Source organism: Salmonella sp. SAL00670 (assembly GCF_046552235.1).
Taxonomy (GTDB): Bacteria; Pseudomonadota; Gammaproteobacteria; order Enterobacterales; family Enterobacteriaceae; genus Salmonella; species Salmonella enterica.
On the sequence record NZ_JBGDUO010000001.1, the window covers coordinates 460,149 to 479,528 of the forward strand.

The 19,380-nt window shown below is 48.9% G+C and carries 26 protein-coding genes, 1 tRNA gene and 1 pseudogene; 21 read left to right on the forward strand and 7 right to left on the reverse strand.

Annotated elements, in window-relative coordinates; all coding sequences use genetic code 11:
• The first annotated feature begins 22 nt into the window (after window positions 1-22).
• A complete protein-coding gene (locus ACLJRS_RS02260; protein WP_001218120.1) occupies window positions 23-490 on the forward strand; it encodes an Hsp20 family protein in 468 nt (155 codons plus the stop codon).
• Between the two features lie 338 nt (window positions 491-828).
• Entirely contained in the window at window positions 829-1,872 is a 1,044-nt protein-coding gene (locus ACLJRS_RS02265) for a sialidase family protein (RefSeq protein WP_000761735.1), read from the forward strand.
• A gap of 81 nt (window positions 1,873-1,953) precedes the next feature.
• On the opposite strand, the gene ACLJRS_RS02270 is transcribed toward ACLJRS_RS02265, so the two are convergent.
• Entirely contained in the window at window positions 1,954-2,484 is a 531-nt protein-coding gene (locus ACLJRS_RS02270) for a cytochrome b (RefSeq protein ID WP_000929973.1), read from the reverse strand.
• Between the two features lie 148 nt (window positions 2,485-2,632).
• On the reverse strand, window positions 2,633-2,947 hold the full coding sequence (locus tag ACLJRS_RS02275) for a TRL-like family protein (protein WP_000182479.1): 315 nt from the start codon (window positions 2,945-2,947) through the stop codon (window positions 2,633-2,635).
• Between the two features lie 681 nt (window positions 2,948-3,628).
• Between ACLJRS_RS02275 and ACLJRS_RS02280 the strand changes: the two genes are divergently transcribed.
• Genes ACLJRS_RS02280 through ACLJRS_RS02300 form a run of 5 tightly spaced genes read left to right on the forward strand, consistent with a single transcriptional unit; the run spans window position 3,629 to window position 8,414 of the window.
• Window positions 3,629-5,263 (forward strand): ABC transporter substrate-binding protein, encoded by a 1,635-nt coding sequence (locus ACLJRS_RS02280; RefSeq protein ID WP_410957769.1) that lies wholly within the window; start codon window positions 3,629-3,631, stop codon window positions 5,261-5,263.
• Entirely contained in the window at window positions 5,263-6,237 is a 975-nt protein-coding gene (locus tag ACLJRS_RS02285) for an ABC transporter permease (RefSeq protein WP_001672818.1), read from the forward strand. Before ACLJRS_RS02280 ends, ACLJRS_RS02285 begins: the two co-directional genes overlap by 1 nt.
• Complete coding sequence (locus tag ACLJRS_RS02290; RefSeq protein ID WP_000966649.1) at window positions 6,227-7,039, forward strand: ABC transporter permease; 813 nt, start codon at window positions 6,227-6,229, stop codon at window positions 7,037-7,039. The genes ACLJRS_RS02285 and ACLJRS_RS02290 overlap by 11 nt, the downstream gene beginning before the upstream one ends.
• Entirely contained in the window at window positions 7,033-7,830 is a 798-nt protein-coding gene (locus ACLJRS_RS02295; RefSeq protein WP_000950202.1) for an ATP-binding cassette domain-containing protein, read from the forward strand. Before ACLJRS_RS02290 ends, ACLJRS_RS02295 begins: the two co-directional genes overlap by 7 nt.
• A complete protein-coding gene (locus tag ACLJRS_RS02300) occupies window positions 7,824-8,414 on the forward strand; it encodes an ATP-binding cassette domain-containing protein (RefSeq protein WP_000947465.1) in 591 nt (196 codons plus the stop codon). Before ACLJRS_RS02295 ends, ACLJRS_RS02300 begins: the two co-directional genes overlap by 7 nt.
• Window positions 8,415-8,495: 81 nt before the next feature.
• On the opposite strand, the gene ACLJRS_RS02305 is transcribed toward ACLJRS_RS02300, so the two are convergent.
• Window positions 8,496-9,629 carry a mechanosensitive ion channel family protein gene (locus tag ACLJRS_RS02305; protein WP_000456063.1) on the reverse strand — a complete coding sequence of 378 codons (1,134 nt, stop codon included), beginning with the start codon at window positions 9,627-9,629 and terminating at the stop codon, window positions 8,496-8,498.
• A gap of 193 nt (window positions 9,630-9,822) precedes the next feature.
• Here ACLJRS_RS02305 and ACLJRS_RS02310 point away from each other — a divergent pair, with 193 nt between their 5' ends.
• The 6 genes from ACLJRS_RS02310 to ACLJRS_RS02335 all read left to right on the forward strand — a co-directional run bounded on the left by ACLJRS_RS02310 (window position 9,823) and on the right by ACLJRS_RS02335 (window position 13,545).
• Window positions 9,823-10,149: a four-helix bundle copper-binding protein gene (locus ACLJRS_RS02310; protein WP_001183699.1), complete on the forward strand. Its 327-nt coding sequence runs from the start codon at window positions 9,823-9,825 to the stop codon at window positions 10,147-10,149.
• 8 nt (window positions 10,150-10,157) lie between these two features.
• Window positions 10,158-10,234: transfer RNA gene (locus tag ACLJRS_RS02315), tRNA-Arg, on the forward strand.
• A gap of 111 nt (window positions 10,235-10,345) precedes the next feature.
• Window positions 10,346-10,993, forward strand: a complete 648-nt coding sequence (gene zinT / locus ACLJRS_RS02320) for a metal-binding protein ZinT (RefSeq protein WP_162008455.1) — start codon at window positions 10,346-10,348, stop codon at window positions 10,991-10,993.
• Between the two features lie 108 nt (window positions 10,994-11,101).
• A complete protein-coding gene (gene aadA / locus ACLJRS_RS02325; protein ID WP_000175797.1) occupies window positions 11,102-11,890 on the forward strand; it encodes a cryptic aminoglycoside nucleotidyltransferase ANT(3'')/ANT(9) in 789 nt (262 codons plus the stop codon).
• Window positions 11,891-12,034: 144 nt separating this feature from the next.
• On the forward strand, window positions 12,035-12,628 hold the full coding sequence (locus tag ACLJRS_RS02330) for a helix-turn-helix domain-containing protein (RefSeq protein ID WP_001738208.1): 594 nt from the start codon (window positions 12,035-12,037) through the stop codon (window positions 12,626-12,628).
• Window positions 12,629-12,696: 68 nt separating this feature from the next.
• Window positions 12,697-13,545: a MerR family transcriptional regulator gene (locus tag ACLJRS_RS02335; RefSeq protein ID WP_000190263.1), complete on the forward strand. Its 849-nt coding sequence runs from the start codon at window positions 12,697-12,699 to the stop codon at window positions 13,543-13,545.
• Between the two features lie 254 nt (window positions 13,546-13,799).
• Here the strand turns inward: ACLJRS_RS02335 and ACLJRS_RS02340 are convergent, their stop codons facing one another.
• Together ACLJRS_RS02340 and ACLJRS_RS02345 are read right to left on the reverse strand one after the other, a co-directional pair.
• The gene (locus tag ACLJRS_RS02340; protein WP_000208086.1) at window positions 13,800-14,048 is read right to left on the reverse strand and encodes a biofilm/acid-resistance regulator YmgB/AriR; all 249 of its coding nucleotides are present in this window, start codon (window positions 14,046-14,048) and stop codon (window positions 13,800-13,802) included.
• Between the two features lie 78 nt (window positions 14,049-14,126).
• A pseudogene (locus ACLJRS_RS02345) lies at window positions 14,127-14,294 on the reverse strand (hypothetical protein).
• A gap of 82 nt (window positions 14,295-14,376) precedes the next feature.
• Here ACLJRS_RS02345 and ACLJRS_RS02350 point away from each other — a divergent pair.
• The 6 genes from ACLJRS_RS02350 (at window position 14,377) to ACLJRS_RS02375 (ending at window position 17,910) form a co-directional block, all read left to right on the forward strand.
• Window positions 14,377-14,922 (forward strand): chorismate mutase, encoded by a 546-nt coding sequence (locus ACLJRS_RS02350; RefSeq protein WP_000617984.1) that lies wholly within the window; start codon window positions 14,377-14,379, stop codon window positions 14,920-14,922.
• A gap of 196 nt (window positions 14,923-15,118) precedes the next feature.
• Window positions 15,119-15,757 carry a leucine efflux protein LeuE gene (leuE, locus tag ACLJRS_RS02355; protein WP_000457190.1) on the forward strand — a complete coding sequence of 213 codons (639 nt, stop codon included), beginning with the start codon at window positions 15,119-15,121 and terminating at the stop codon, window positions 15,755-15,757.
• Between the two features lie 172 nt (window positions 15,758-15,929).
• Window positions 15,930-16,292: a DUF1971 domain-containing protein YeaR gene (gene yeaR, locus ACLJRS_RS02360; RefSeq protein WP_001248993.1), complete on the forward strand. Its 363-nt coding sequence runs from the start codon at window positions 15,930-15,932 to the stop codon at window positions 16,290-16,292.
• A 2-nt stretch (window positions 16,293-16,294) separates the two neighbouring features.
• Window positions 16,295-16,477 carry a DUF1869 domain-containing protein gene (locus tag ACLJRS_RS02365; RefSeq protein WP_000513733.1) on the forward strand — a complete coding sequence of 61 codons (183 nt, stop codon included), beginning with the start codon at window positions 16,295-16,297 and terminating at the stop codon, window positions 16,475-16,477.
• Window positions 16,478-16,706: 229 nt separating this feature from the next.
• A complete protein-coding gene (locus tag ACLJRS_RS02370) occupies window positions 16,707-17,348 on the forward strand; it encodes a hypothetical protein (RefSeq protein WP_001670462.1) in 642 nt (213 codons plus the stop codon).
• 313 nt (window positions 17,349-17,661) lie between these two features.
• Window positions 17,662-17,910 carry a GlsB/YeaQ/YmgE family stress response membrane protein gene (locus tag ACLJRS_RS02375; protein ID WP_000512149.1) on the forward strand — a complete coding sequence of 83 codons (249 nt, stop codon included), beginning with the start codon at window positions 17,662-17,664 and terminating at the stop codon, window positions 17,908-17,910.
• A gap of 138 nt (window positions 17,911-18,048) precedes the next feature.
• Here ACLJRS_RS02375 and ACLJRS_RS02380 read toward each other — a convergent pair whose 3' ends face one another.
• Window positions 18,049-18,147 carry a YoaK family small membrane protein gene (locus ACLJRS_RS02380; RefSeq protein ID WP_001589065.1) on the reverse strand — a complete coding sequence of 33 codons (99 nt, stop codon included), beginning with the start codon at window positions 18,145-18,147 and terminating at the stop codon, window positions 18,049-18,051.
• 195 nt (window positions 18,148-18,342) lie between these two features.
• Here ACLJRS_RS02380 and ACLJRS_RS02385 point away from each other — a divergent pair, with 195 nt between their 5' ends.
• Both ACLJRS_RS02385 and ACLJRS_RS02390 read left to right on the forward strand, forming a co-directional pair.
• Complete coding sequence (locus ACLJRS_RS02385; protein ID WP_000673492.1) at window positions 18,343-18,594, forward strand: DUF333 domain-containing protein; 252 nt, start codon at window positions 18,343-18,345, stop codon at window positions 18,592-18,594.
• Window positions 18,595-18,662: 68 nt separating this feature from the next.
• A complete protein-coding gene (locus ACLJRS_RS02390) occupies window positions 18,663-18,974 on the forward strand; it encodes a hypothetical protein (protein WP_000487129.1) in 312 nt (103 codons plus the stop codon).
• Here ACLJRS_RS02390 and ACLJRS_RS02395 read toward each other — a convergent pair.
• Window positions 18,960-19,307 carry a DUF488 domain-containing protein gene (locus ACLJRS_RS02395; RefSeq protein ID WP_001222527.1) on the reverse strand — a complete coding sequence of 116 codons (348 nt, stop codon included), beginning with the start codon at window positions 19,305-19,307 and terminating at the stop codon, window positions 18,960-18,962. The genes ACLJRS_RS02390 and ACLJRS_RS02395 overlap by 15 nt on opposite strands.
• Window positions 19,308-19,380 lie beyond the last annotated feature (73 nt).

Here is a 19,380-nt window from a genome sequence, read left to right on the forward strand (position 1 = left end):
ATAGTGATTCAGGAGGTTAATGATGGCACTCAGAACCTTGTCAGCACTTCCCGTGTTTGCTGATTCTCTTTTCTCTGACCGTTTCAACCGTATTGATAGACTTTTCAGTCAATTAACAGGAGATACGCCAGTCACTGCGACGCCAGCTTACGATCTGCAAAAGCGCGATGCGAATAACTATCTGCTTACCGTGAGCGTTCCTGGCTGGAAAGAGGAAGAGCTTGAAATTGAAACGGTTGGCGGCAACCTGAATATTACGGGTAAACACACTGAAGAGACGGTAGAGGATCAGACGCACTGGATTTATCGTGGTATTCGTAAGGCGGATTTCCAGTTGAGTTTTTCTTTGCCTGAACATGCTAAGGTGAATAATGCGAAACTGGAACAGGGCCTCTTGTTGGTCGAGATTTACCAGGAGATCCCTGAAAGCGAGAAACCGAAAAAAATTGCCATAGAAAGCAAACCAAAGGCGATTGAACATAAATCATAAAAGCATTAATGGAGGCCCGTTTAGACGGGCCTTCATTGTCTGTAGCGAAAAGTATCCCGTCATGCTTGTAGGCACAGATCGCTAAATATTATAGCCCTGACCTCTATATTATCCCGTGCCACTGACCTCGTCGCCATTGGACGGCGGTAAGTTGGAATTATCCGCGAGGTCAGTCCAATTTTTGTCCACTCTCGACATTCTGCCTGTTATGGGCGCGATACCTGAACATAAATTCGTATAGCGGTTGATCGTTTTCACCGCGTTGATGCTATTTCTGCTAACACTACTTTCATACGTAAAAAAGCTGATGCTTTTTACCTTATTTAATCGAGGCAGGTATGAAATTAGCGCTCGTCAATCGACAGGTCATTTTACCGGAAAGCGGAACCGAGTCCTTCCAGTGTCATGCCTCTACGCTTGTTCGCCTACCGTGCGGTACGCTCGTGGCCGCATGGTTCGCGGGGTTGTGCGAAGGAAGCGAAGATACAGCCATCTGGCTATCTCGCTATGAACATAATATCTGGACAACACCGCAGCGAGTGGCGGCACGCGAGGGGGAAGCGCACTGGAATCCGGTGTTATTTTACCCGTCGGATAAATTGTGGTTATTTTATAAAGTAGGCAGCGACGTACACGTGTGGAAAACCTGGTTTATCACCTCCAGCGATCGAGGATTTACCTGGAGTACGCCAGCTCCGTTGGTCAACGATGATATTTTGCCGCGCGGTCCCGTAAAAAATAAACTCCTGCTGGCATCAAATGGCGCCTGGATTGCGCCAGGGTCGATTGAAAGTCCTGAACGGTGGAGGGCATTTGTGGATCGATCCTCTGACGAAGGAAAACACTGGAATATCTCTTTTGTTCCGCTGGAGCCTGATAACGCTATTTCCGGGACAAACGTAGCGTTGTGGGATGGTATAAAAAAGGGGGTGTTGTGGGAATGTTGTCTGGAAAACCTCCTGCGCTGGGATGGCGTTATTCAGCCTACGCTGTGGGAGTCTTCTCCAGGGCATATCCATATGTTGTTACGAAGCACACGCGGGGCAATTTTTCGCAGTGATTCAATCGACTATGGCGCTACCTGGTCTGTTGCCCGCGCGACATCTTTACCGAATAATAATAGTGGTATCGATCTGGTTAGTATGCAGGACGGTACGCTGATTCTTGCGTTAAATCCGGTCAACGGCAACTGGGGAAAGCGCTATCCGCTTTCACTGATTGCTTCCCAGGATAATGGCGAATCATGGCTACCGCTACTGGACCTGGAAAGTGACCGCGGTGAGTATTCTTATCCTGCTATTATTAGCGAGGGCGGCGTCGTACATATCACCTACACGTGGAACCGGAAAAATATCGTATATTGTCGATTACAAACGGTGTAAGGCGCTATCAGTCGAAACCGATAGCGCTGGAACAATAATGCCTTGCCCGGCGTGCTCTCTCACGCCGGGATGGCCGAATAGTCATGATTTACCGGGTAACATCCTTGAAAATGTATCGTCTTTTTGTATGTAATGGTGAAACAACGCCGCTGCTGCATGCATAGCAATCAGGAAATAGCCGATATTGGCCAGCATTTCATGAATACGCTTTATATCCGATTTTAGGGCGCTATCTGGCGTCAAAAATACCGGTACAGTAAAACCAAAAAAGCTCCAGCTTTTCCCGCCTGATGCCATCATCGCGACGCCCAGCAGCGGTAAGGCGAGAAAAGTGAGATAAAGCGCGATATGCATTAATTTAGCGGCTACGTGCTGCCAGTGAGGAGGGGGAGGCGTAATGACCGGATCCGGGTATTTGTGTTTAAGATATAACCGTAAAAACATCAGCGCCCAGACCAGAACGCCCATGTCATAGTGCATGTCTTTCATAAACAGGTAAACGCTGGAGCCTTTTGGCGCCCACCCCCGTAACTCAATAGCAGCATATGCGATGCCTGTCAGGAGCAGTGTTAACCAGTGAAGCGTTATTTGCAGTCTTGAGAAATGTGCCATTATTATTATCCTTTATTAACAACTGCTTGTAGAGTATGCGTAAAATCTTAACAGAACCTTAAAGCGGGGGCTGAGTCGCAAGGAACAGACAGAGATAGCGGCACGTAAAATGGGATAAAAAGCCGGCGGCATCGCCGGCTTACTGTTGTTATTGTCCTCTTACGACAACACAGGTTTTACCATAAAACGGATATGAGCCTGTAGTTTCATAATCAACACTCGACACTAAAGAAATATCGCCCGCTTTTTTCGCTGAATCAATAGATGCGTCGCCGGTATTTACAATACCCAATACCGTTTGCGCACACGCTTTACCGGTTTTGGTTGCCGGGAGACTCGTGGCAGTAATTGGCCCTTTAACATCCGTATATAAGCCAATCCCTGTCGGTGATGGTCCTGTAGCACACCCCGTTAAAAGAGAACCAATAAAGATAATTGAAAAAATGTGTTTTTTATTTGTCATGGGATTAGTCCATTATAAATTAATAGAAAACTTACCGTCCGAAAATGTCCGGACAGTCATTTAAAAAGTGGTGTATATTAAATATGCGATATTACTCTTTGCACCCTCCTGTTGATGTCGTACCTGACGGACAAATATCCGTTGAAGCCGGATATATTCCCCATGCCGTGTTTTTATAACTTGTGCATCCTGTCAGCAATGAGAACAGTACGGCTAAAAAAATCATCACGAGCCCTGGCGGCGTTAACATTTTTCGGTTGGACTCCATAGCATGTCATTTCATCGGGTTGCCATATGACTGGCGTTCTGCTGGTAAGTTTCATTAACGCCCGGTTCGTTTAATATTGGTTTAGGTTTAAAGCCAGGAGGCGCTAATTACGATACCTTCTTACGTTTCAGTACTGACTAATAACGTTGAGAAAATGAACAGTGTCGGATGGGAAGACGTAATACAGAATAGAAAGGAAATAAGAGAATAAGATGGCGTTAATTAACCCGGTATTCTTGGCGTCATTTCCCTTGCGTTTTATCCCCGTCAAAAGCGGCCTTTAGCTCACGTTGGCGCTCCCGACGTTTGTGCGTATGATGTTTTTAAAAGATCGTCATACTTTCTGTTCTGCGTCAATTTTTTCATTACAAATGCTCGCCATAATGCCGTCCTCAGGAGGTCTCCCGACGTTTATGCTGCGCCGGGAGAAACAAAAACAACGCATAATCTGGGACAAATTGATGATTAAAGGCAAACTGGCGCTCGTGACGTGCGCGCTGACTCTGGTATTCACTTCGTCGCTTTTCGCCGCGTCGGACACGGCAGACGGTCGTACCCTGAAGCTGGCCATTGGTCCTGAGCCAACGGAAGGCTTTGATCCTATGCTGGGCTGGAGCCACGGCAGCTACTTATTGCTTCATGCGCCGTTGCTTAAGCAAAACGCCGACATGAGTTGGGGTAATTTACTGACGGAAAAAGTGGATACCAGACCCGACGGTAAAATCTGGACGCTAACCTTAAAGCCCGGGCTGAAATTCTCCGATGGCTCGCCATTAACTGCCGAAGATGTCGTTTTTACATACAATAAAGCGGCGAAGAGCGGCGGTAAAATTGACATGGGCAATTTTAGCCATGCGCGAGCGCTGGACGCACGCCGAATTGAGATGACGCTGAGCCATCCGCAGAGCACCTTTGTGAATGTACTCGGGTCGTTAGGGATTGTTCCGGCCAGCCGTTATGATGAAAAAACGTTCGCCCGCGAACCGATAGGCGCCGGTCCGTACCGACTGGTCAGCTTTCAGCCGGGTCAGCAACTGATCGTTGAAGCTAATCCCTGGTATACGGGTAAAAAGAATGACTTTAACCGGCTGGTTTTTGTCTTTCTGGATGAAGATAATGCTTATGCCGCCGCGCGCAGCGGACAGTTGGGATTGGTGCGCATTGCCCCTTCTATGGCGGTGGCCCCGCAGCAGGATAATCTTAAACTCTGGGTACGCGATAGCGTTGAAAACCGGGGCATTGTCTTCCCGATGGTGCCAGCCGGTAAAAAGGATACTAACGGTTATCCTGTCGGCAACGATGTGACCGCTGATGTCGCTATCAGACGCGCAATTAACTATGCCATTAATCGTAAGCAACTGGCGGAACAGGTGATGGAAGGCCATGCGATACCCGCCTATAGCGCGGTGCAGGGATTGCCGTGGCAAAATCCTTCAGTGGTATTCAGCGATGGCGATATTGCAAAAGCGCGCGCCATCCTGGAAGAGGCTGGCTGGAAGATAAACAGTGCGGGCGTGCGTGAAAAAGCAGGTAAAGAAGCGCGTCTGACCTTATGGTATGCCAGTGGCGACAGCACCCGGCGGGATCTGGCCGAGGCGGTGCGCGCCATGTTGCAGCCTTTAGGCATTGTCGTCTCGTTGCAATCGGGAAGCTGGGAAACCGTAGAGCGCCATATGCACGCTAACCCTACGCTGTTTGGCTGGGGAAGTCTGGACCCGATGGAACTCTTCCATCACTACAGCGGGAAAGCCGCTGGTGTGGAATATTATAACCCGGGCTATTACAGCAACCCTGCGGTAGAAGCACATCTGAAACAGGCTATAGATGCGCCTGACTGGCAAAAGGCGATCCCTTTCTGGCAGCAGGTTGAGTGGGATGGGAAGCAGGGCGCGGGCGTCCAGGGCGATGCGGCATGGGCATGGCTGCTTAATATTCAGCATACCTATCTGGCCAACCCCTGTATTGATCTGGGAAAAGGCGCGCCAGAAATCCACGGTAGCTGGTCGGTGTTAAACAATCTTGATGACTGGACCTGGACCTGTCGGTGATGAAATTGTTCTTCAGTCATTTTTTGCGGCTGATTATTCTGTTGGTGCTGGTGGCTGTCGGCACCTTCATTTTGCTTAGCTTTTCGCCCGTTGATCCTATCCGTGCTTATATTGGCAACGATCTGCTCCATGTTCCGCCAGAACAATATGCGCGGATTGCGGCGCGCTGGGGGCTTGACCAGCCGCTGTGGGAGCGTTTCGGTCACTGGTTTTGGCGTCTGCTCCAGGGCGACATGGGGTATTCCATGCTGTTCAACATGCCTGTCGTCAGCGTGATCCGGGAACGTTTTGCGACGTCATTCGCGCTGCTGGCAGGCGCCTGGCTATTGTCTGGTGTGCTGGGCGTAACATTGGGTTTTCTGGCCGGACGTTTTCTCCACCGTTGGCCGGATAAGATGATTTGCCGTATCAGCTACTTATTGTCATCGTTGCCCACTTTCTGGATAGCCATGTTGTTGCTGGCGCTGTTTGCCGTCCGCTGGCCGGTATTACCTGTTTGTTGCGCCTGGGACCCCGGAAATAATGCAGGAACAGCTCTTTTATCGGAACGTTTACGCCATCTTGTGTTGCCGGTATGTGCGTTAAGTCTGTTGGGCATGGGGCAAATTGCGCTGCATACGCGAGAAAAAATAGCCAGCGTAATGAAGAGCGAATTTATTCGTTTTGCGCGCGCTCAGGGGGATAAAGGATGGTCGCTGTTATGTCACCAGGTGTTACGTCATGCGATTACCCCAGCGCTCTGCTTACAGTTTGCTTCTCTGGGCGAACTGATGGGGGGGGCGTTACTGGCAGAAAAAGTCTTTGCGTATCCGGGGCTGGGACAGGCCACTATCGATGCCGGCCTGCGTGGCGATGTCCCGCTACTCATGGGGATCGTTTTATTCTGTACGCTATTAGTGTTTGCCGGAAATACGATTTCAGCCTGGCTTGTGGTGGTGCTTAATCGATCGCTGGAGCGTCCCGATGCTCTATAATCCTGCTCCGACGTTGCTTCGTCTGATCCTCTCCGTTACCTGTCTGCTGTTTATTGCCGGATACGGTTATGCCACGTTGAGCCAGCCGCCAGAGGTTAATCTGCTTGCCCGGCATCTGTCGCCTGATATCCAGCACTGGTTTGGCACCGATAATCTGGGGCGCGATGTATGGCTTCGTTGCTTTCAGGGGGCCTTCACCAGTTTACAAATTGGCGTTGGCGCCGCGCTGTGCAGCGGCGTTATCGCGTTAGTGATGGCGGCAGTGGCGCGCATTCATCCCCGGCTGGACCTCCTGATGCGGCTGATAACCGATGCTATGCTCGCCATGCCGCATTTACTTTTGCTGATCCTTATCTGTTTTACGCTCGGCGGCGGTAAAAGCGGCGTCATTGCGGCCGTGGCGTTAACGCACTGGCCCCGTCTGGCGCTGATTCTGCGCGCCGACGCGGAGCGGGTAGCGCAGAGTGACTACCTGACATTGACCTATCGTCTGGGGCATGGACACCTTTATTGCTGGCGATATCACTATTTTCCGGCGCTATTGCCGCAATGGTTGACGGGAACGTTATTGATGTTTCCTCATGCGGTATTGCACAGCGCGGCATTAAGTTTTCTGGGGTTTGGGCTGGCGCCGCATGAGCCTTCGCTGGGGCTGTTGCTGGCGGATGCGTTACGGTTTATTAGCCATGGTAACTGGTGGCTGGTGCTGTTTCCCGGCCTAATGTTATTCACGCTGGTGATGCTCTTCGATCAGTTTGCGCGCGCCACTCAGCGGCTGTGGCTAAGGAGTGACGTATGCTGAGTTTACAACAGGTTACGCTGGAAAGTGCGCGTTATTGCTGGTATGGCGCGAGACGCTGGTCGCCGTTATTACAGAATGTCTCTTTTGATATCGCGCCCGGCGAAATGGTGGCATTGGTTGGCGGCAGCGGGGAGGGCAAAAGTCTGCTGCTGCAATGTCTGCTCGATCTGCTGCCGGAAAATTTACGCTTTCGGGGGGAAATTACGCTTGATGGCAACCGGCTGGACAGGCATACCATCAGGCAGCTTAGGGGCAATACGTTTAGCTACGTGCCGCAGGGGGTACAGGCGCTTAATCCCATGCTGAATATCAGAAAACATTTGAGCAGAGCATGTCATCTGACCGGACGCGCCTGGGATGAGACGCAGATGGTACAGCTATTGCAGCAAAGCGATCTCGAACCGACAGTCCTGGAACGCTTTCCCCGCCAGCTCTCCGGTGGGATGGCTAAACGAATTCTGGCGTGCCACGCCTCGCTCAGCCAGGCTCGTTATATCCTCGCGGATGAGATCACCGCCTGGCTTGATACCGCACTGGCAAACCAGTTGCTTGAGCACTTGCGAGGTCTCTGCGAGCGGGGATGCGGCGTGCTGTGGGTGACTCATGACCTGCTGCTGGCGGCGCGGTATGCCGATCGCATTGTGGCGCTGCATCAGGGTTATATCACGGACAATATCCGCTGCGAGCAGTTACAGCCGGAAGAGATGAGTGAGCCGTTAAAACGGCAATGGCAAGCATTGCCTGAACTAAGCCCGTTATTTATGCCGACCGGAGAGGGAATAGAATGTTGAGCTGCCGCGACCTCGTTATTCGTCAGGGCGGGAAAGTCTTATGGCAGAACCTGACGTTTACGATTTCTGCCGGTGAACGGGTAGGAATTCATGCGCCAAGCGGAACGGGGAAAACAACGTTGGGGCGCGTCCTGGCCGGATGGCAAAAGCCGACGACGGGCGACGTTCTGCTGGACGGCAGCCCGTTACCCCTGCATCAGTATTGCCCGGTACAGCTGGTCCCCCAGCATCCTGAACTGACGTTTAATCCCTGGCGAAGCGCCGGAGACGCTGTGCGTGATGCCTGGCAGCCTGACCCGGAAACGTTGAGACGTTTGTATGTGCAGCCCGAGTGGCTGACGCGTCGGCCAATGCAGCTCTCAGGCGGGGAGTTGGCGCGTATTGCGATACTGCGCGCGCTTGACCCGCGAACGCGTTTTCTGATTGCCGACGAAATGACGGCGCAACTCGATCCGTCTATTCAAAAAGCGATATGGGTATACGTGCTTGAGGTGTGCCGCAGCCGTTCATTAGGGATGTTGGTGATTAGTCATCAGTCTGCGCTACTTGATCAAGTCTGTACCCGCCATTTACAGGTGGAATAGCCGCAAGTCGTTTCTCCGCATTGCCGTGTCGCCGTTAACGCACCGGGAACCCATGGGTTCCCGGTATTGTCGGCAGAGATTTTACTGCATGACGTGTTTATCTGCGTTTTTTGCATCAGCGGTATTACTGTAGTCTCTGGTCTCTTCAACCTGTACAGGGGCTCTGACAACCAGACTTGGCAGCGCCAGTTCGATATCATTCTCAATGAGTTTTTCAATAATACGGATATTTATCTCTTGCTGAATATCCATGTATTTATTGTAATCCGCGGTATTGACGATATGCACCACCTCATAGGTCAGCCGATCCTGACCAAAGGCCAGTAGATGGGCGCGGTCGAATTGTGTTTCGCCGACATCGGTAATAATCTTTTTCACCATATCGCCGATGAGGCGTAACTTTTCCGGCGGTGTCGCAGTGGCGACGCCAAAAGTAAACACGATACGACGCGTTTGCATCCGCTTATAGTTGTGTATGGTTTGCTGCAACAACTGCGCGTTCGCACAAACGATCTGTTCGCCGCTGAGGCTACGGATGCGAGTGGTTTTCAAACCGATATGTTCAATCGTACCGGCTACATCATTAAAGACGACGAAATCGCCGATCTCGAAGGGCTTATCGAAACCAATCGACAGCGAAGCGAAGACATCGCTCAGAACGGTTTGTACCGCCAGGGCAATAGCAATACCGCCCACGCCGAGGCTGGCTACCAGTGCGGTAATATCCACGCCGACGTTCGCCAGGATGGAGAGCAGCATCATAGACCAGACGAGCACGCGCAAAATCATACCAAGAATGACTAACGTCACCGGGTTTTTATTGGAGCCTGGGGCATACAGTAAATGACGCATCCATGACTGTACGCCCTGATCAAGCCAAATCGCCATTTGAATCGCAACCACTAAAAACCAGGCGTGAGAGAGGGTGGAGAATAACCGGTCGGGCAGGGCGACAAAGCGCAGGCTAAAGAGAAATGCGGCAAAAAAGATGAGCATCTTACTGGTCTTTTTCAGCATCTCGAAAACAATAGGCCGCAGCCGCCCATGAGCATCATCCTTTTTATCCGGGCGTTGTAGCGCTTTATAGACCACATTGAGTAGCCAGTTGATGAGCCAGTAAGTAATGAGGGTGACGAAAAAAACGACCGCCAGATTGATCCAGAACGTCGTTGACATCAGCATCGCAACGATATTTAGTCGTGCTAAATACTCCATTTTACCTCCGATGAAAAGCAGATGAACATTACAGTATAGACGTCACATCACGGAGGCCGATTTCCGGCTTTACTATTGCTGTTTTATTCAGCACTTTTGTTCAAAAAGTATGAAAAAGAGGGGTAGCCGTTTGGCTATCCCGGCGTTTCTGTGCAGACTTATCTACTCCTCTTAATAAAATAAGGAGTCATTTATGCAACAAGAACATCGTGAGTGTATTGAGCAGTGTTATGAATGCGCGGCGGCGTGTGATATCTGCGCCTCTTCTTGTCTGCGTGAAGATAACGTCGAAATGATGAAGCACTGCATCCAGTTAGATATGCAATGTGCGGCCATTTGTCGCCTGGCGGCGCAATTTATGGCATTGGAAAGCGAGTACTCACAAAAATTATGCCGCCTGTGCGCGGATATCTGCAAAGCCTGCGCCGAAGAGTGTGCAAGGCACGATCACGACCATTGCCAGAATTGCGCGCGGGCATGCAGCCAATGCGCAGACGCCTGCCTTAAAATGGCCGCGTAATTTTTCTTCCGCCATTAGCTCAACCGGATAGAGCATAGAGCTTCTACCTCTAAGGTTCGGGGTTCAATTCCTCGATGGCGGACCAGTTGATATCAAAAAAGGCCACCTGCGCGGTGGCCGCTGAGTTTCTGTTGAAATAAATGCAATGTTATAATATAACAATCATCTTTCTAAGAAAGATGAGGGTAACGTTTTGGTGATTCATTTAAAAAAACTGACAATGCTTCTGGGAATGCTGTTGGTAAATAGTCCTGCCTTCGCGCATGGTCATCATGCTCATGGCGCGCCGATGACGGAGGTTGAGCAAAAAGCGGCAGCGGGCGTGTTTGATGACGCTAATGTACGCGATCGCGCGCTCACCGACTGGGATGGTATGTGGCAATCCGTCTATCCTTATCTGGTCAGCGGCGAGCTGGACCCTGTCTTCAGGCAAAAGGCGAAGAAAGACCCGGAGAAAACGTTTGAGGATATTAAAGCGTATTATCGCAAAGGATACGCGACGAATGTTGAGACGATCGGCATTGAAAATGGCGTTATAGAATTCCATCGCGACAATAACGTTGTATCCTGTAAATACAATTATGCCGGCTATAAAATTCTGACTTACGCATCGGGTAAAAAAGGGGTGCGCTACCTGTTCGAATGTAAAGATGCGAATAGCAAAGCGCCTAAATATGTTCAGTTTAGCGATCATATCATTGCCCCGCGCAAATCGGCGCACTTCCATATCTTTATGGGAAATACCTCGCAGCAGGCATTGTTGCAAGAGATGGAAAACTGGCCTACCTATTATCCTTATCAGTTAAAGGCGAATGAGGTCGTTGACGAAATGCTACATCATTAAGTCTGATTGCAATGTTAAAAGCTCGCTATGAATAGTGAGCTTTTTTTCTGCCGTTATGCCATATTTCTGGCAACCAATATAAAAAATACCTGCGCCCCCGGAGCGATGATGACACTGTCCATACCGCCCTCGATTCAATGCCAAACGGAAGCGGCATGTCGCCTGATTACTCGTGTCACAGGCGATACGTTGCGTGCTATTCATTTATATGGTTCCGCTGTCGCGGGCGGTCTGAAGCCAAACAGCGACATTGATCTACTGGTGACAATATGCCAGCCGCTGACGGAGGCCCAACGCGCAACGCTGATGCAGGAATTGCTGGCGCTTTCATCGCCGCCGGGGGCGTCGGCAGAAAAACGCGCTCTGGAGGTCACTGTCGTGCTTTATTCGCAGCTGGTTCCTTGGTGTTTTCCACCTGCCCGGGAAATGCAATTTGGCGAGTGGCTAAGAGAGGACATTTGTCAGGGGATTTATGAACCAGCGCAGCAGGACTGGGACATGGTGTTACTGATAACCCAAATTCTGGAAACCAGTATACCGCTAAAGGGAGAACGCGCGGAACGGCTGTTCACGCCAGCCCCTGCGGCGCAGTTGCTGAAGGCCTTGCGTTATCCCCTCGACCTTTGGCAATCCACGGCAGATGTGCAGGGAGATGAGTATCATATCGTTTTAACCCTGGCGCGTATCTGGTATACCCTTTCTACCGGGAGATTTACCTCTAAGGATGCGGCGGCTGACTGGCTGTTACCTCAGTTGCCAGAAGATTATGCTGCCACGTTGCGTGCGGCGCAGCGTGAATATTTAGGTCTGGAGCAACAGGACTGGCATATTTTGCTGCCTGCGGTCGTACGCTTTGTGGATTTTGCCAAAGCGCACATCCCCACGCAGTTCACATAAGATGCCCCAGGACGTCTGTCAGGTTGCGCAAACGGCGTTCCTCAACTACTACTTAATAGGTTCTCATCGCTGAAGTAAGCAGATGATCTTATGCGGGCCATCGAATGGATATTCCCACATGGCTCTCGTTTTGTTGAGGTGGATATGACTGGTTCCGCATCATCTGTTTTAAAGACAGATACAAGACTATTGAGCGAAAACCTGTTTCTTAATTATGGTCTGGAGTCCTTATTTAAGGACGTCGCAATAATAGCTGGCAACGTAAATTATATTATTTTTGATATCGACGATTACTACACCGTACAGCAGTATATTACTTCCACATTTAAAACGGTACTCATTGGAATTGTTACCCATAATGAATATAACTTTATTGATGAACATCATGTCATATATCGAATAAAGGTCGATGCCTCTATTGCTGAGTGGCGCGAATTACTGATTTTGGCCGCTGCTGGTCAATTTTTTCCCAGGTCAGAGAAAGTCAGATTAACGGCGAATGAAAGAAATGTTTTGGCGATGCTTGTTAAAGGAATGGATATCCGACAAATAAGCTGTGAGCTGAATGTACATTTAAAAACTATTTACTCAGTACGCTACCATGTTCTGACTAAATTAGGTTGTAGAACAGTTCTGGATTATCAAATACTGTCCGTTTCTAAAGCCTTTACGCACTGGCTTACAATAAATAATGTTGATAATGTAATTTCCCGTGTAAATAGTAAGGTCATTGCTTAATAATGATTTGCTTCTGATGGCGTTTAGGTTCACTATGCTTTCTTACATCATCATGAGGCCAGACAGGCATGGCTACTTTTAGTATTAGCGCAATGGCGGCGCAGTGTGGTGTCACAACAGCAAATATCAGGTCCTGGGAACGCTATGGCCTGCTTCAACCTACCAAAGATGAAGCTGGCAATCGTTTTTATTGCATAGAAGATGCTATCAGAATACAGCATATTATCGACGCGTTAAGCAAAGGCTTTTCATTAAAAGAGATTAAACCTGCCCTCTATGGTGAAGAAACGCATTGCCGCTCGGGATGGTTATTCTACCAGGAAGAGATTTTAGCGCAGTGTAGAAAATTCGAACCCGCCAAATTGCGAAAATTACTCTGGCGTTATGGTCGGGAAATTCCGCCGTGTATCGTAATTGAGTCAATACTGCGTCCTTTACGGCTGTGGTTGTCCGCAGGCGATGATGATGCACGCCGATTTGAAAAGGCATTACTGGATACTGCGATTATTGAATACGCCACGTTCCAGCTAAGTAGCGTACGAAAGGCGCCAGCAGGCACAATGCTTATTGCTGCGTTTTCGCTGAACGACCCCATTGAGCTATGGCTGGAAACGATTAAATATTGTAGTGAAGGTATGCGAGTTGAAGTCATCCCCTGGCAGGCGCCGATGCCCGATCTTTTATCAACGTCTTTCGAGCATATTGTTCTGTGGCATGATGAGACATTAACTCCCGCGCAGGAAAATCTTATTCAGGCTTTAAAAGAATCGGGTAAATTTAGTCTTCATGTGAAAAATGGCTCAGGCTTAACATTACTGCCAGCCGTATATCGGCAGCATGAGATGCCAGAAAGCATGCAGCATGTTGCACCGCAAATCCATGCAAACGGCTACGAAAAATCAGGCACCGCACGTTGAGGCATCTGCATTATTAACGAACAGGGGAGGAGTAAACCCCTCCCTTGTTTATACTCTTCATACTTCAAGTTGCTTATGTGTTGGCTACGGATTACTCGGCCCATCCATGGGCCTCGCCCTGACGGGCCGTCGCACGCGACGTTCAAACCTGCTCCCGGCAGATTTGTCGTTCACCCCAGTCATATAGTTATCTATGCTCCTGGGGACTCACTCCCTTGCCGCCTTTAAGCAACTCGAATTATTTTGGGTATATATTAGATGTCGTCAGGTGTCTGAAACAAAACGGCTTCTAAGGCATTACGGTAAATATCAAGCTGCACTACGTCTTTTTCTGTTTCCAGTTTTTCAATAAGTTTGGCGATGATATCCTTATTTGAGACATGCTGCTGCGATTGCAATAGTTCGTAAGTAATTTCCTGAATAGCTCGCTGTTCACATAACATATGTGCAGAAAAAGGATTGCCAGTACTATTTTGTTCGTTGACTAGTGTAATGGTAGTCATATTTCACCATATTCGATGTAAATTGAAGCCGATCTCCCTGAGCGGGGGAGAGAAATTAGTGACCTATTAAAGTTAGACCTATATCATAAAACTGTAATAAAAAATCACACAAACGTGATATGCATCACATTTGTGTGATTTGTTGTATATTTTATACACTTTAAATGAAGGTGAAGATTCCGCAGAATCAACGGCCTGTTCTTTCTATCACTCCAGTTTCTCACTCCAGTTTAAACGAATAAGCATTAATACCCATCTGTAATAATTACTTAATGTTATCTTAATAAAGGTAAATTACTGTCAGGCCTCCGTAAAAGGAGGTTGATTAATGATTCGTCATATCGCCATTTTTCTTTGTTCTTTATTGATGTGCAGCACCACTTTTGCCGATTCGGTAACATCGGTATCGCTTGGCGCACTCTTAACCGCGCTCAATGAACGCATGTTATTAATGAAAGATGTGGCTGCTTATAAAATGAAGCACCATCTGCCGATAGAGGATTTCACGCGTGAACAAAATGTTTTTGCCGAGGCTGAAGAAGAAGCGAAAAATAACGGTCTGGACCCGCATTCGATAACCCCTTTTATTCGTTCGCTAATGGATGCCAGTAAAGCGATACAGTACCGCTATTTAGCGCAGTGGCGAACCGGCCCAGAACCCTCCTTTCCGATACAAACCTTGTCGGTCACCCGGCAACGTATTCGACAACTTGATAATCAAATGTTGATCATTATCAGCCAGCGCCTGATGGTCGGCGCTTTCAGCCATGAGGATATGGTGTGGCTGAGAACGCACTTTAATGCGCCGAATCTGAATGAGAGCGATATCAGTGATGTGTTGGCATCTCTGTCTTTGGTGCGACGCGCGCGTTAATTCCCCACGAGGAAACGTGGGCCAATACCTGGTGATTGCCTGCGGGGGGCGCGATACAAGAACGTTTTTGGGTGATGGGGATATAAGCGTGGCGGAATAGCGGCTGGAGAGACATGGTTTCGCTTCCCATCTTCCGGTGCATTCGTTAGCATACTGTTTCGCAGCTAAGCGTAAATGTTTTCAGGAAGAGGTTAATGTGTTCGCGGAGTATGGTGTTCTGAATTATTGGACGTACCTGGTTGGGGCGATTTTTATCGTTCTGGTGCCGGGGCCGAATACGCTTTTTGTGCTTAAAAACAGCGTGGGACGCGGGGTTAAAGGAGGATATCTTGCCGCATGCGGTGTGTTTATCGGCGATGCGATATTAATGTTTCTGGCGTATGCGGGCGTGGCGACGCTGATCAAAACAACGCCGGTTCTGTTTAACATTGTTCGCTATCTCGGCGCGTTTTATCTGCTCTACCTTGGCGCAAAAATCCTTTACGCCACGCTGACCTCAAAAGGGCGTGCGGCGACGGAAACGGTAGTTCCTTTTGGCGCTATTTTTAAGCGTGCTTTAATTCTTAGCCTGACGAATCCTAAAGCCATACTTTTTTATGTTTCCTTTTTTGTGCAATTTATTGATGTTACTGCGCCGCATACTGGGGTGTCATTTTTTATTTTGGCCACCACCCTTGAAATCGTCAGTTTTTGCTATCTGAGCTTTTTAATTCTTTCTGGCGCTTTTGTAACCCACTATATTGGTACCAAAAAGAAACTGGCAAAAGTGGGCAATTCTTTGATTGGCCTTCTTTTCGTCGGATTTGCCGCCCGGCTGGCAACGCTCCAGTCTTAACCACCTGGACCCGTCGTCAACGGCGGGTCATTGCTCTCCTTTCGGTTTTATTGCGTGGAAAACAGCAAAATAGTAACCAATAAATGGTATTTAAAATACTGTTTTTGGAGCGTAACCTTTTTACGACAGCGATGAGATTATCGCTGAGTAACCTGCGTGAAGAGGGAAGCAAATGCGGCAAATTCCACAAAATCATATTCATACACGTTCCACGCCATTCTGGAACAAAGAGACGGCGCCTGCCGGAATTTTCGAACGCCACCTTGATAAGGGAACGCGACCCGGCGTTTATCCTCGCCTCTCGGTGATGCAGGGGGCGGTCAAATATCTCGGATACGCTGATGAACATTGCTCTGAGCCGGAAGAGATCATGGTGATCAATGCCGGCGAGTTTGGCGTGTTTCCTCCGGAAAAGTGGCACAATATTGAGGTCATGACGGATGATACCTATTTTAACATCGACTTTTTTGTCGCGCCGGAAGTACTGATGGAAGGGGCGACCTCACGAAAAGTCATTCATGCCGGGAGAGAATAATAATGGGAAAAGCTACTTATACCGTCACGGTCACGAATAATAGCAACGGCGTCTCTGTGGACTATGAAACGGAAGCACCGATGACGTTGCTGGTACCTGAAGTTGCAGCAGAAGTTGTGAAGGATTTGGTCAATACCGTGCGTTCCTACGATACCGAAAACGAACACGACGTTTGCGGTTGGTAAGGATCTTGTAGTATCTATTTGATATAAAGTGATTTTTTAAATCAGAAGCCGCATCGCGCGTCGCCAGCGTGATGCGGTTTTTGCGTATTGAAAAGCGCTGTTTATTTACATCAGACATGGGTTGAAAAGAAACATTAAGAAAACATTAAGAATATCGCATTGTTTGCTAATGAGAGCGTATTCATAAAACTTATGATTGGGTATTAAAAACCAGAAGAGTCTTATAATCATGAAACTCGATACCCGATTAACTTCGTCAGCACTTACTCTTGCGCTTGCCGCTGTGGTCATCCCGTTTACGGCGGACTGGCAATTGCCTTTGCTTAACGGCGTGGTGGTCCGATGGATTGAAAACGGACAAGCGTTATGGTTACTGTTTGGGGCGCTATTTACCGCCTGGTATATACGGCCACTTTCCCGTCCCGAAGGGGCAAAGCAGTTTTGGCTATGGGCTGTTGTCTGGTGGGTGGTGCTATTGGGTAGAAGCACCAGTTGGGGGCGTGACTATTTCCCTGACGAGCCGCGTATGCTGTTCAGAACGATTTCAGTGATATTAATTGCTGCGTTGGTATTGCCAGTCCTGTTTTCTGCCGGGCTACGTAAGGAGATTGTTCGTCGTCTGCGGGACGTTCCTCTGCCATTGTGGCTGTTTACCGTGACGGCATGTTCATATCTGATTTCCGACACTGTCGAGCATCATCGCTGGTTGTCGCCGATATTCCTGCATAACGCGCGTTACACAGATTTGATTGAAGAGCTTTATGAAGTGCCATTTATGATCGGTTTGTTTATGGTGACCGTGGTGTTTATGCAGCAGGACAAGCAGGATGAATGTACGGCGCTGGAGATGACCCCGTATCACGCAAAATAGCGCGGCTGAAAAAGACCATGAATTCGACATGGGATAGATAGCGGTTAGCAAAAAAAGCCCGCACTCGGTGAGGCGGGCAAATAATACTGGAAGCAATGTGAGCAATGTCGTACCGAACAGGTGGGTTATAAACTCAACTACTCGGTGTTGATAAAGATAATCGTTATCATTAATGATTGCAACCCTGATATTTATGCGCTTTTATCCACGGCGCTAAAAGGTGATGGATATCACAAACTTTACTTTCCTGACGATGTGCTATTCTTTTTAACGGCAAATAAACCGCTAACGTTAAGACATAAGTGAGGAAAAAATGGGCATTCTTTCATGGATTATTTTTGGACTTATTGCGGGTATTTTGGCTAAGTGGATCATGCCAGGTAAAGATGGCGGCGGATTCTTTATGACGATCATTCTGGGGATCGTTGGTGCGGTAGTCGGAGGATGGATCAGTACGTTCTTTGGCTTTGGCAAAGTGGATGGTTTCAACTTCGGCAGCTTTGCAGTCGCGGTGATCGGCGCGATTGTCGTGCTGTTAATCTACAGAAAAATCAAAAGCTAAACGCAGAACTTTCAGAGATAATAAAGGCTACGACAGGTAGCCTTTATTATTCAAAATGAATTTACCACCAGCCCAGTTCGGTACCCGCCACCGCAATTAGCGCGATGCCCATCAACACCATCGTTGTTTTCCTCATGGTTATGCTCCCGGCGCGGCGTAACCGCCAATAAAAAACCATGCCAAAAATAATATTGCCGTAATGAAAATGACGACAGGGAAGAGGATACCCACTCTCATGCTATTACCTTCACTGTTCAGGGGGCGCCAGAATAGCAGGGTTTTCTCAGCGACAAAAGGTCGGTTGCTTTGTGACAGGGCGTGGTTATTACTGACTTAACCCGGGATAAACACCCACTAAAGCGCTGACAGAAAGTATGGAAATAGCGTACCCGCCAGGTTATCCTGGACAAAATATCGCTTTAAGGAGTCGTTATGAAATTTACGTGGATTGCGTTGCCAGGCGTATTGCTGCTGAGCGCTTGTTCATCGTCGCAACCCAACGCCCCCAGGCCGCCGCGTATTGGGATGCCTAATCCGGCAGCCGTCTACTGTGAGCAACAGGGCGGTACGCTGATGCCGGTGCAGACCCCACAAGGCGTGCGTTCCGATTGCAAATTGCCCAATGGCGAAATCATTGATGAGTGGACATTATGGCGCAGAGAGCACCCTGATACGAAAAAGTGACAACCTGCGGTCCGACGGGATATGATTAAGAACAATCTGATAATGAGTTTCATGCGGCGCAAGAAAATATGTTTCAGTTAAAGCCGGGCGCGTTGGCAATAGTTATTGGCGCTAAAACACCCGCCGGACGGCGGAATATTGGTAAATCGGTTGAGCTATTTTGCCTGTGTCAACCCGGAGATGAATTCATTAACCCGGTAAATGGACACGTCACCTTACTGCCGAAAGAAGCGCCTCGGGCGCTGTGGCTGGTCACGGGCGATGTAGCCTCCGCCGATGGCCAGCACGGTTTTGCCTGGGTGCGGGCAGAACATTTGATGCCGTTGTCCCCGGACAGACAACCAGGCCAGGCGGCGGCACGACAATCACAGCTCTCGTAGCCACTCTGCCAGCACAATGGCATGGTTCTGGCGAGTATCTTTAGCGGCGTATAGCAACGTTAGCGGCTGGTGTCGGGCAATATCCGCCAGACGTTTGCCTTCTTGATGCTGTTGCGCAAGTTCTGCCCGGTATTGCTGCGCGAAGTGGTTAAAATCAATCAGTTCGCTATGAAAGGCTTTGCGCAATTCGGTGGAGGGCGTAATGGCCTTATTCCATTCATCATAGACCAGCGCTGCTTTTTTAATGCCTCGCGGCCATAGCCTGTCAACCAATACCCGATAACCATCGTCTTTTTCCGCCGGGAAATAGACGCGCTTACACTGGATTCGCATTTTTCCCTCCTGTGATGGTGTCGCTTACGGTACTTTTGTCGGATAGCGGTAATGATTTTAATGGATCAGGCCT

Coding starts and splice junctions, on each gene's coding strand:
- ACLJRS_RS02260 (WP_001218120.1), top strand. CDS start 23: ATGGCACTCAGAACCTTGTCAGCACTTCCCGTGTTTGCTGATTCTCTT.
- ACLJRS_RS02265 (WP_000761735.1), top strand. CDS start 829: ATGAAATTAGCGCTCGTCAATCGACAGGTCATTTTACCGGAAAGCGGA.
- ACLJRS_RS02270 (WP_000929973.1), bottom strand. CDS start 2,484: ATGGCACATTTCTCAAGACTGCAAATAACGCTTCACTGGTTAACACTG.
- ACLJRS_RS02275 (WP_000182479.1), bottom strand. CDS start 2,947: ATGACAAATAAAAAACACATTTTTTCAATTATCTTTATTGGTTCTCTT.
- ACLJRS_RS02280 (WP_410957769.1), top strand. CDS start 3,629: ATGCTGCGCCGGGAGAAACAAAAACAACGCATAATCTGGGACAAATTG.
- ACLJRS_RS02285 (WP_001672818.1), top strand. CDS start 5,263: ATGAAATTGTTCTTCAGTCATTTTTTGCGGCTGATTATTCTGTTGGTG.
- ACLJRS_RS02290 (WP_000966649.1), top strand. CDS start 6,227: ATGCTCTATAATCCTGCTCCGACGTTGCTTCGTCTGATCCTCTCCGTT.
- ACLJRS_RS02295 (WP_000950202.1), top strand. CDS start 7,033: ATGCTGAGTTTACAACAGGTTACGCTGGAAAGTGCGCGTTATTGCTGG.
- ACLJRS_RS02300 (WP_000947465.1), top strand. CDS start 7,824: ATGTTGAGCTGCCGCGACCTCGTTATTCGTCAGGGCGGGAAAGTCTTA.
- ACLJRS_RS02305 (WP_000456063.1), bottom strand. CDS start 9,629: ATGGAGTATTTAGCACGACTAAATATCGTTGCGATGCTGATGTCAACG.
- ACLJRS_RS02310 (WP_001183699.1), top strand. CDS start 9,823: ATGCAACAAGAACATCGTGAGTGTATTGAGCAGTGTTATGAATGCGCG.
- aadA (WP_000175797.1), top strand. CDS start 11,102: ATGACACTGTCCATACCGCCCTCGATTCAATGCCAAACGGAAGCGGCA.
- ACLJRS_RS02330 (WP_001738208.1), top strand. CDS start 12,035: ATGACTGGTTCCGCATCATCTGTTTTAAAGACAGATACAAGACTATTG.
- ACLJRS_RS02335 (WP_000190263.1), top strand. CDS start 12,697: ATGGCTACTTTTAGTATTAGCGCAATGGCGGCGCAGTGTGGTGTCACA.
- ACLJRS_RS02340 (WP_000208086.1), bottom strand. CDS start 14,048: ATGACTACCATTACACTAGTCAACGAACAAAATAGTACTGGCAATCCT.
- ACLJRS_RS02350 (WP_000617984.1), top strand. CDS start 14,377: ATGATTCGTCATATCGCCATTTTTCTTTGTTCTTTATTGATGTGCAGC.
- yeaR (WP_001248993.1), top strand. CDS start 15,930: ATGCGGCAAATTCCACAAAATCATATTCATACACGTTCCACGCCATTC.
- ACLJRS_RS02365 (WP_000513733.1), top strand. CDS start 16,295: ATGGGAAAAGCTACTTATACCGTCACGGTCACGAATAATAGCAACGGC.
- ACLJRS_RS02370 (WP_001670462.1), top strand. CDS start 16,707: ATGAAACTCGATACCCGATTAACTTCGTCAGCACTTACTCTTGCGCTT.
- ACLJRS_RS02375 (WP_000512149.1), top strand. CDS start 17,662: ATGGGCATTCTTTCATGGATTATTTTTGGACTTATTGCGGGTATTTTG.
- ACLJRS_RS02380 (WP_001589065.1), bottom strand. CDS start 18,147: ATGAGAGTGGGTATCCTCTTCCCTGTCGTCATTTTCATTACGGCAATA.
- ACLJRS_RS02385 (WP_000673492.1), top strand. CDS start 18,343: ATGAAATTTACGTGGATTGCGTTGCCAGGCGTATTGCTGCTGAGCGCT.
- ACLJRS_RS02390 (WP_000487129.1), top strand. CDS start 18,663: ATGTTTCAGTTAAAGCCGGGCGCGTTGGCAATAGTTATTGGCGCTAAA.
- ACLJRS_RS02395 (WP_001222527.1), bottom strand. CDS start 19,307: ATGCGAATCCAGTGTAAGCGCGTCTATTTCCCGGCGGAAAAAGACGAT.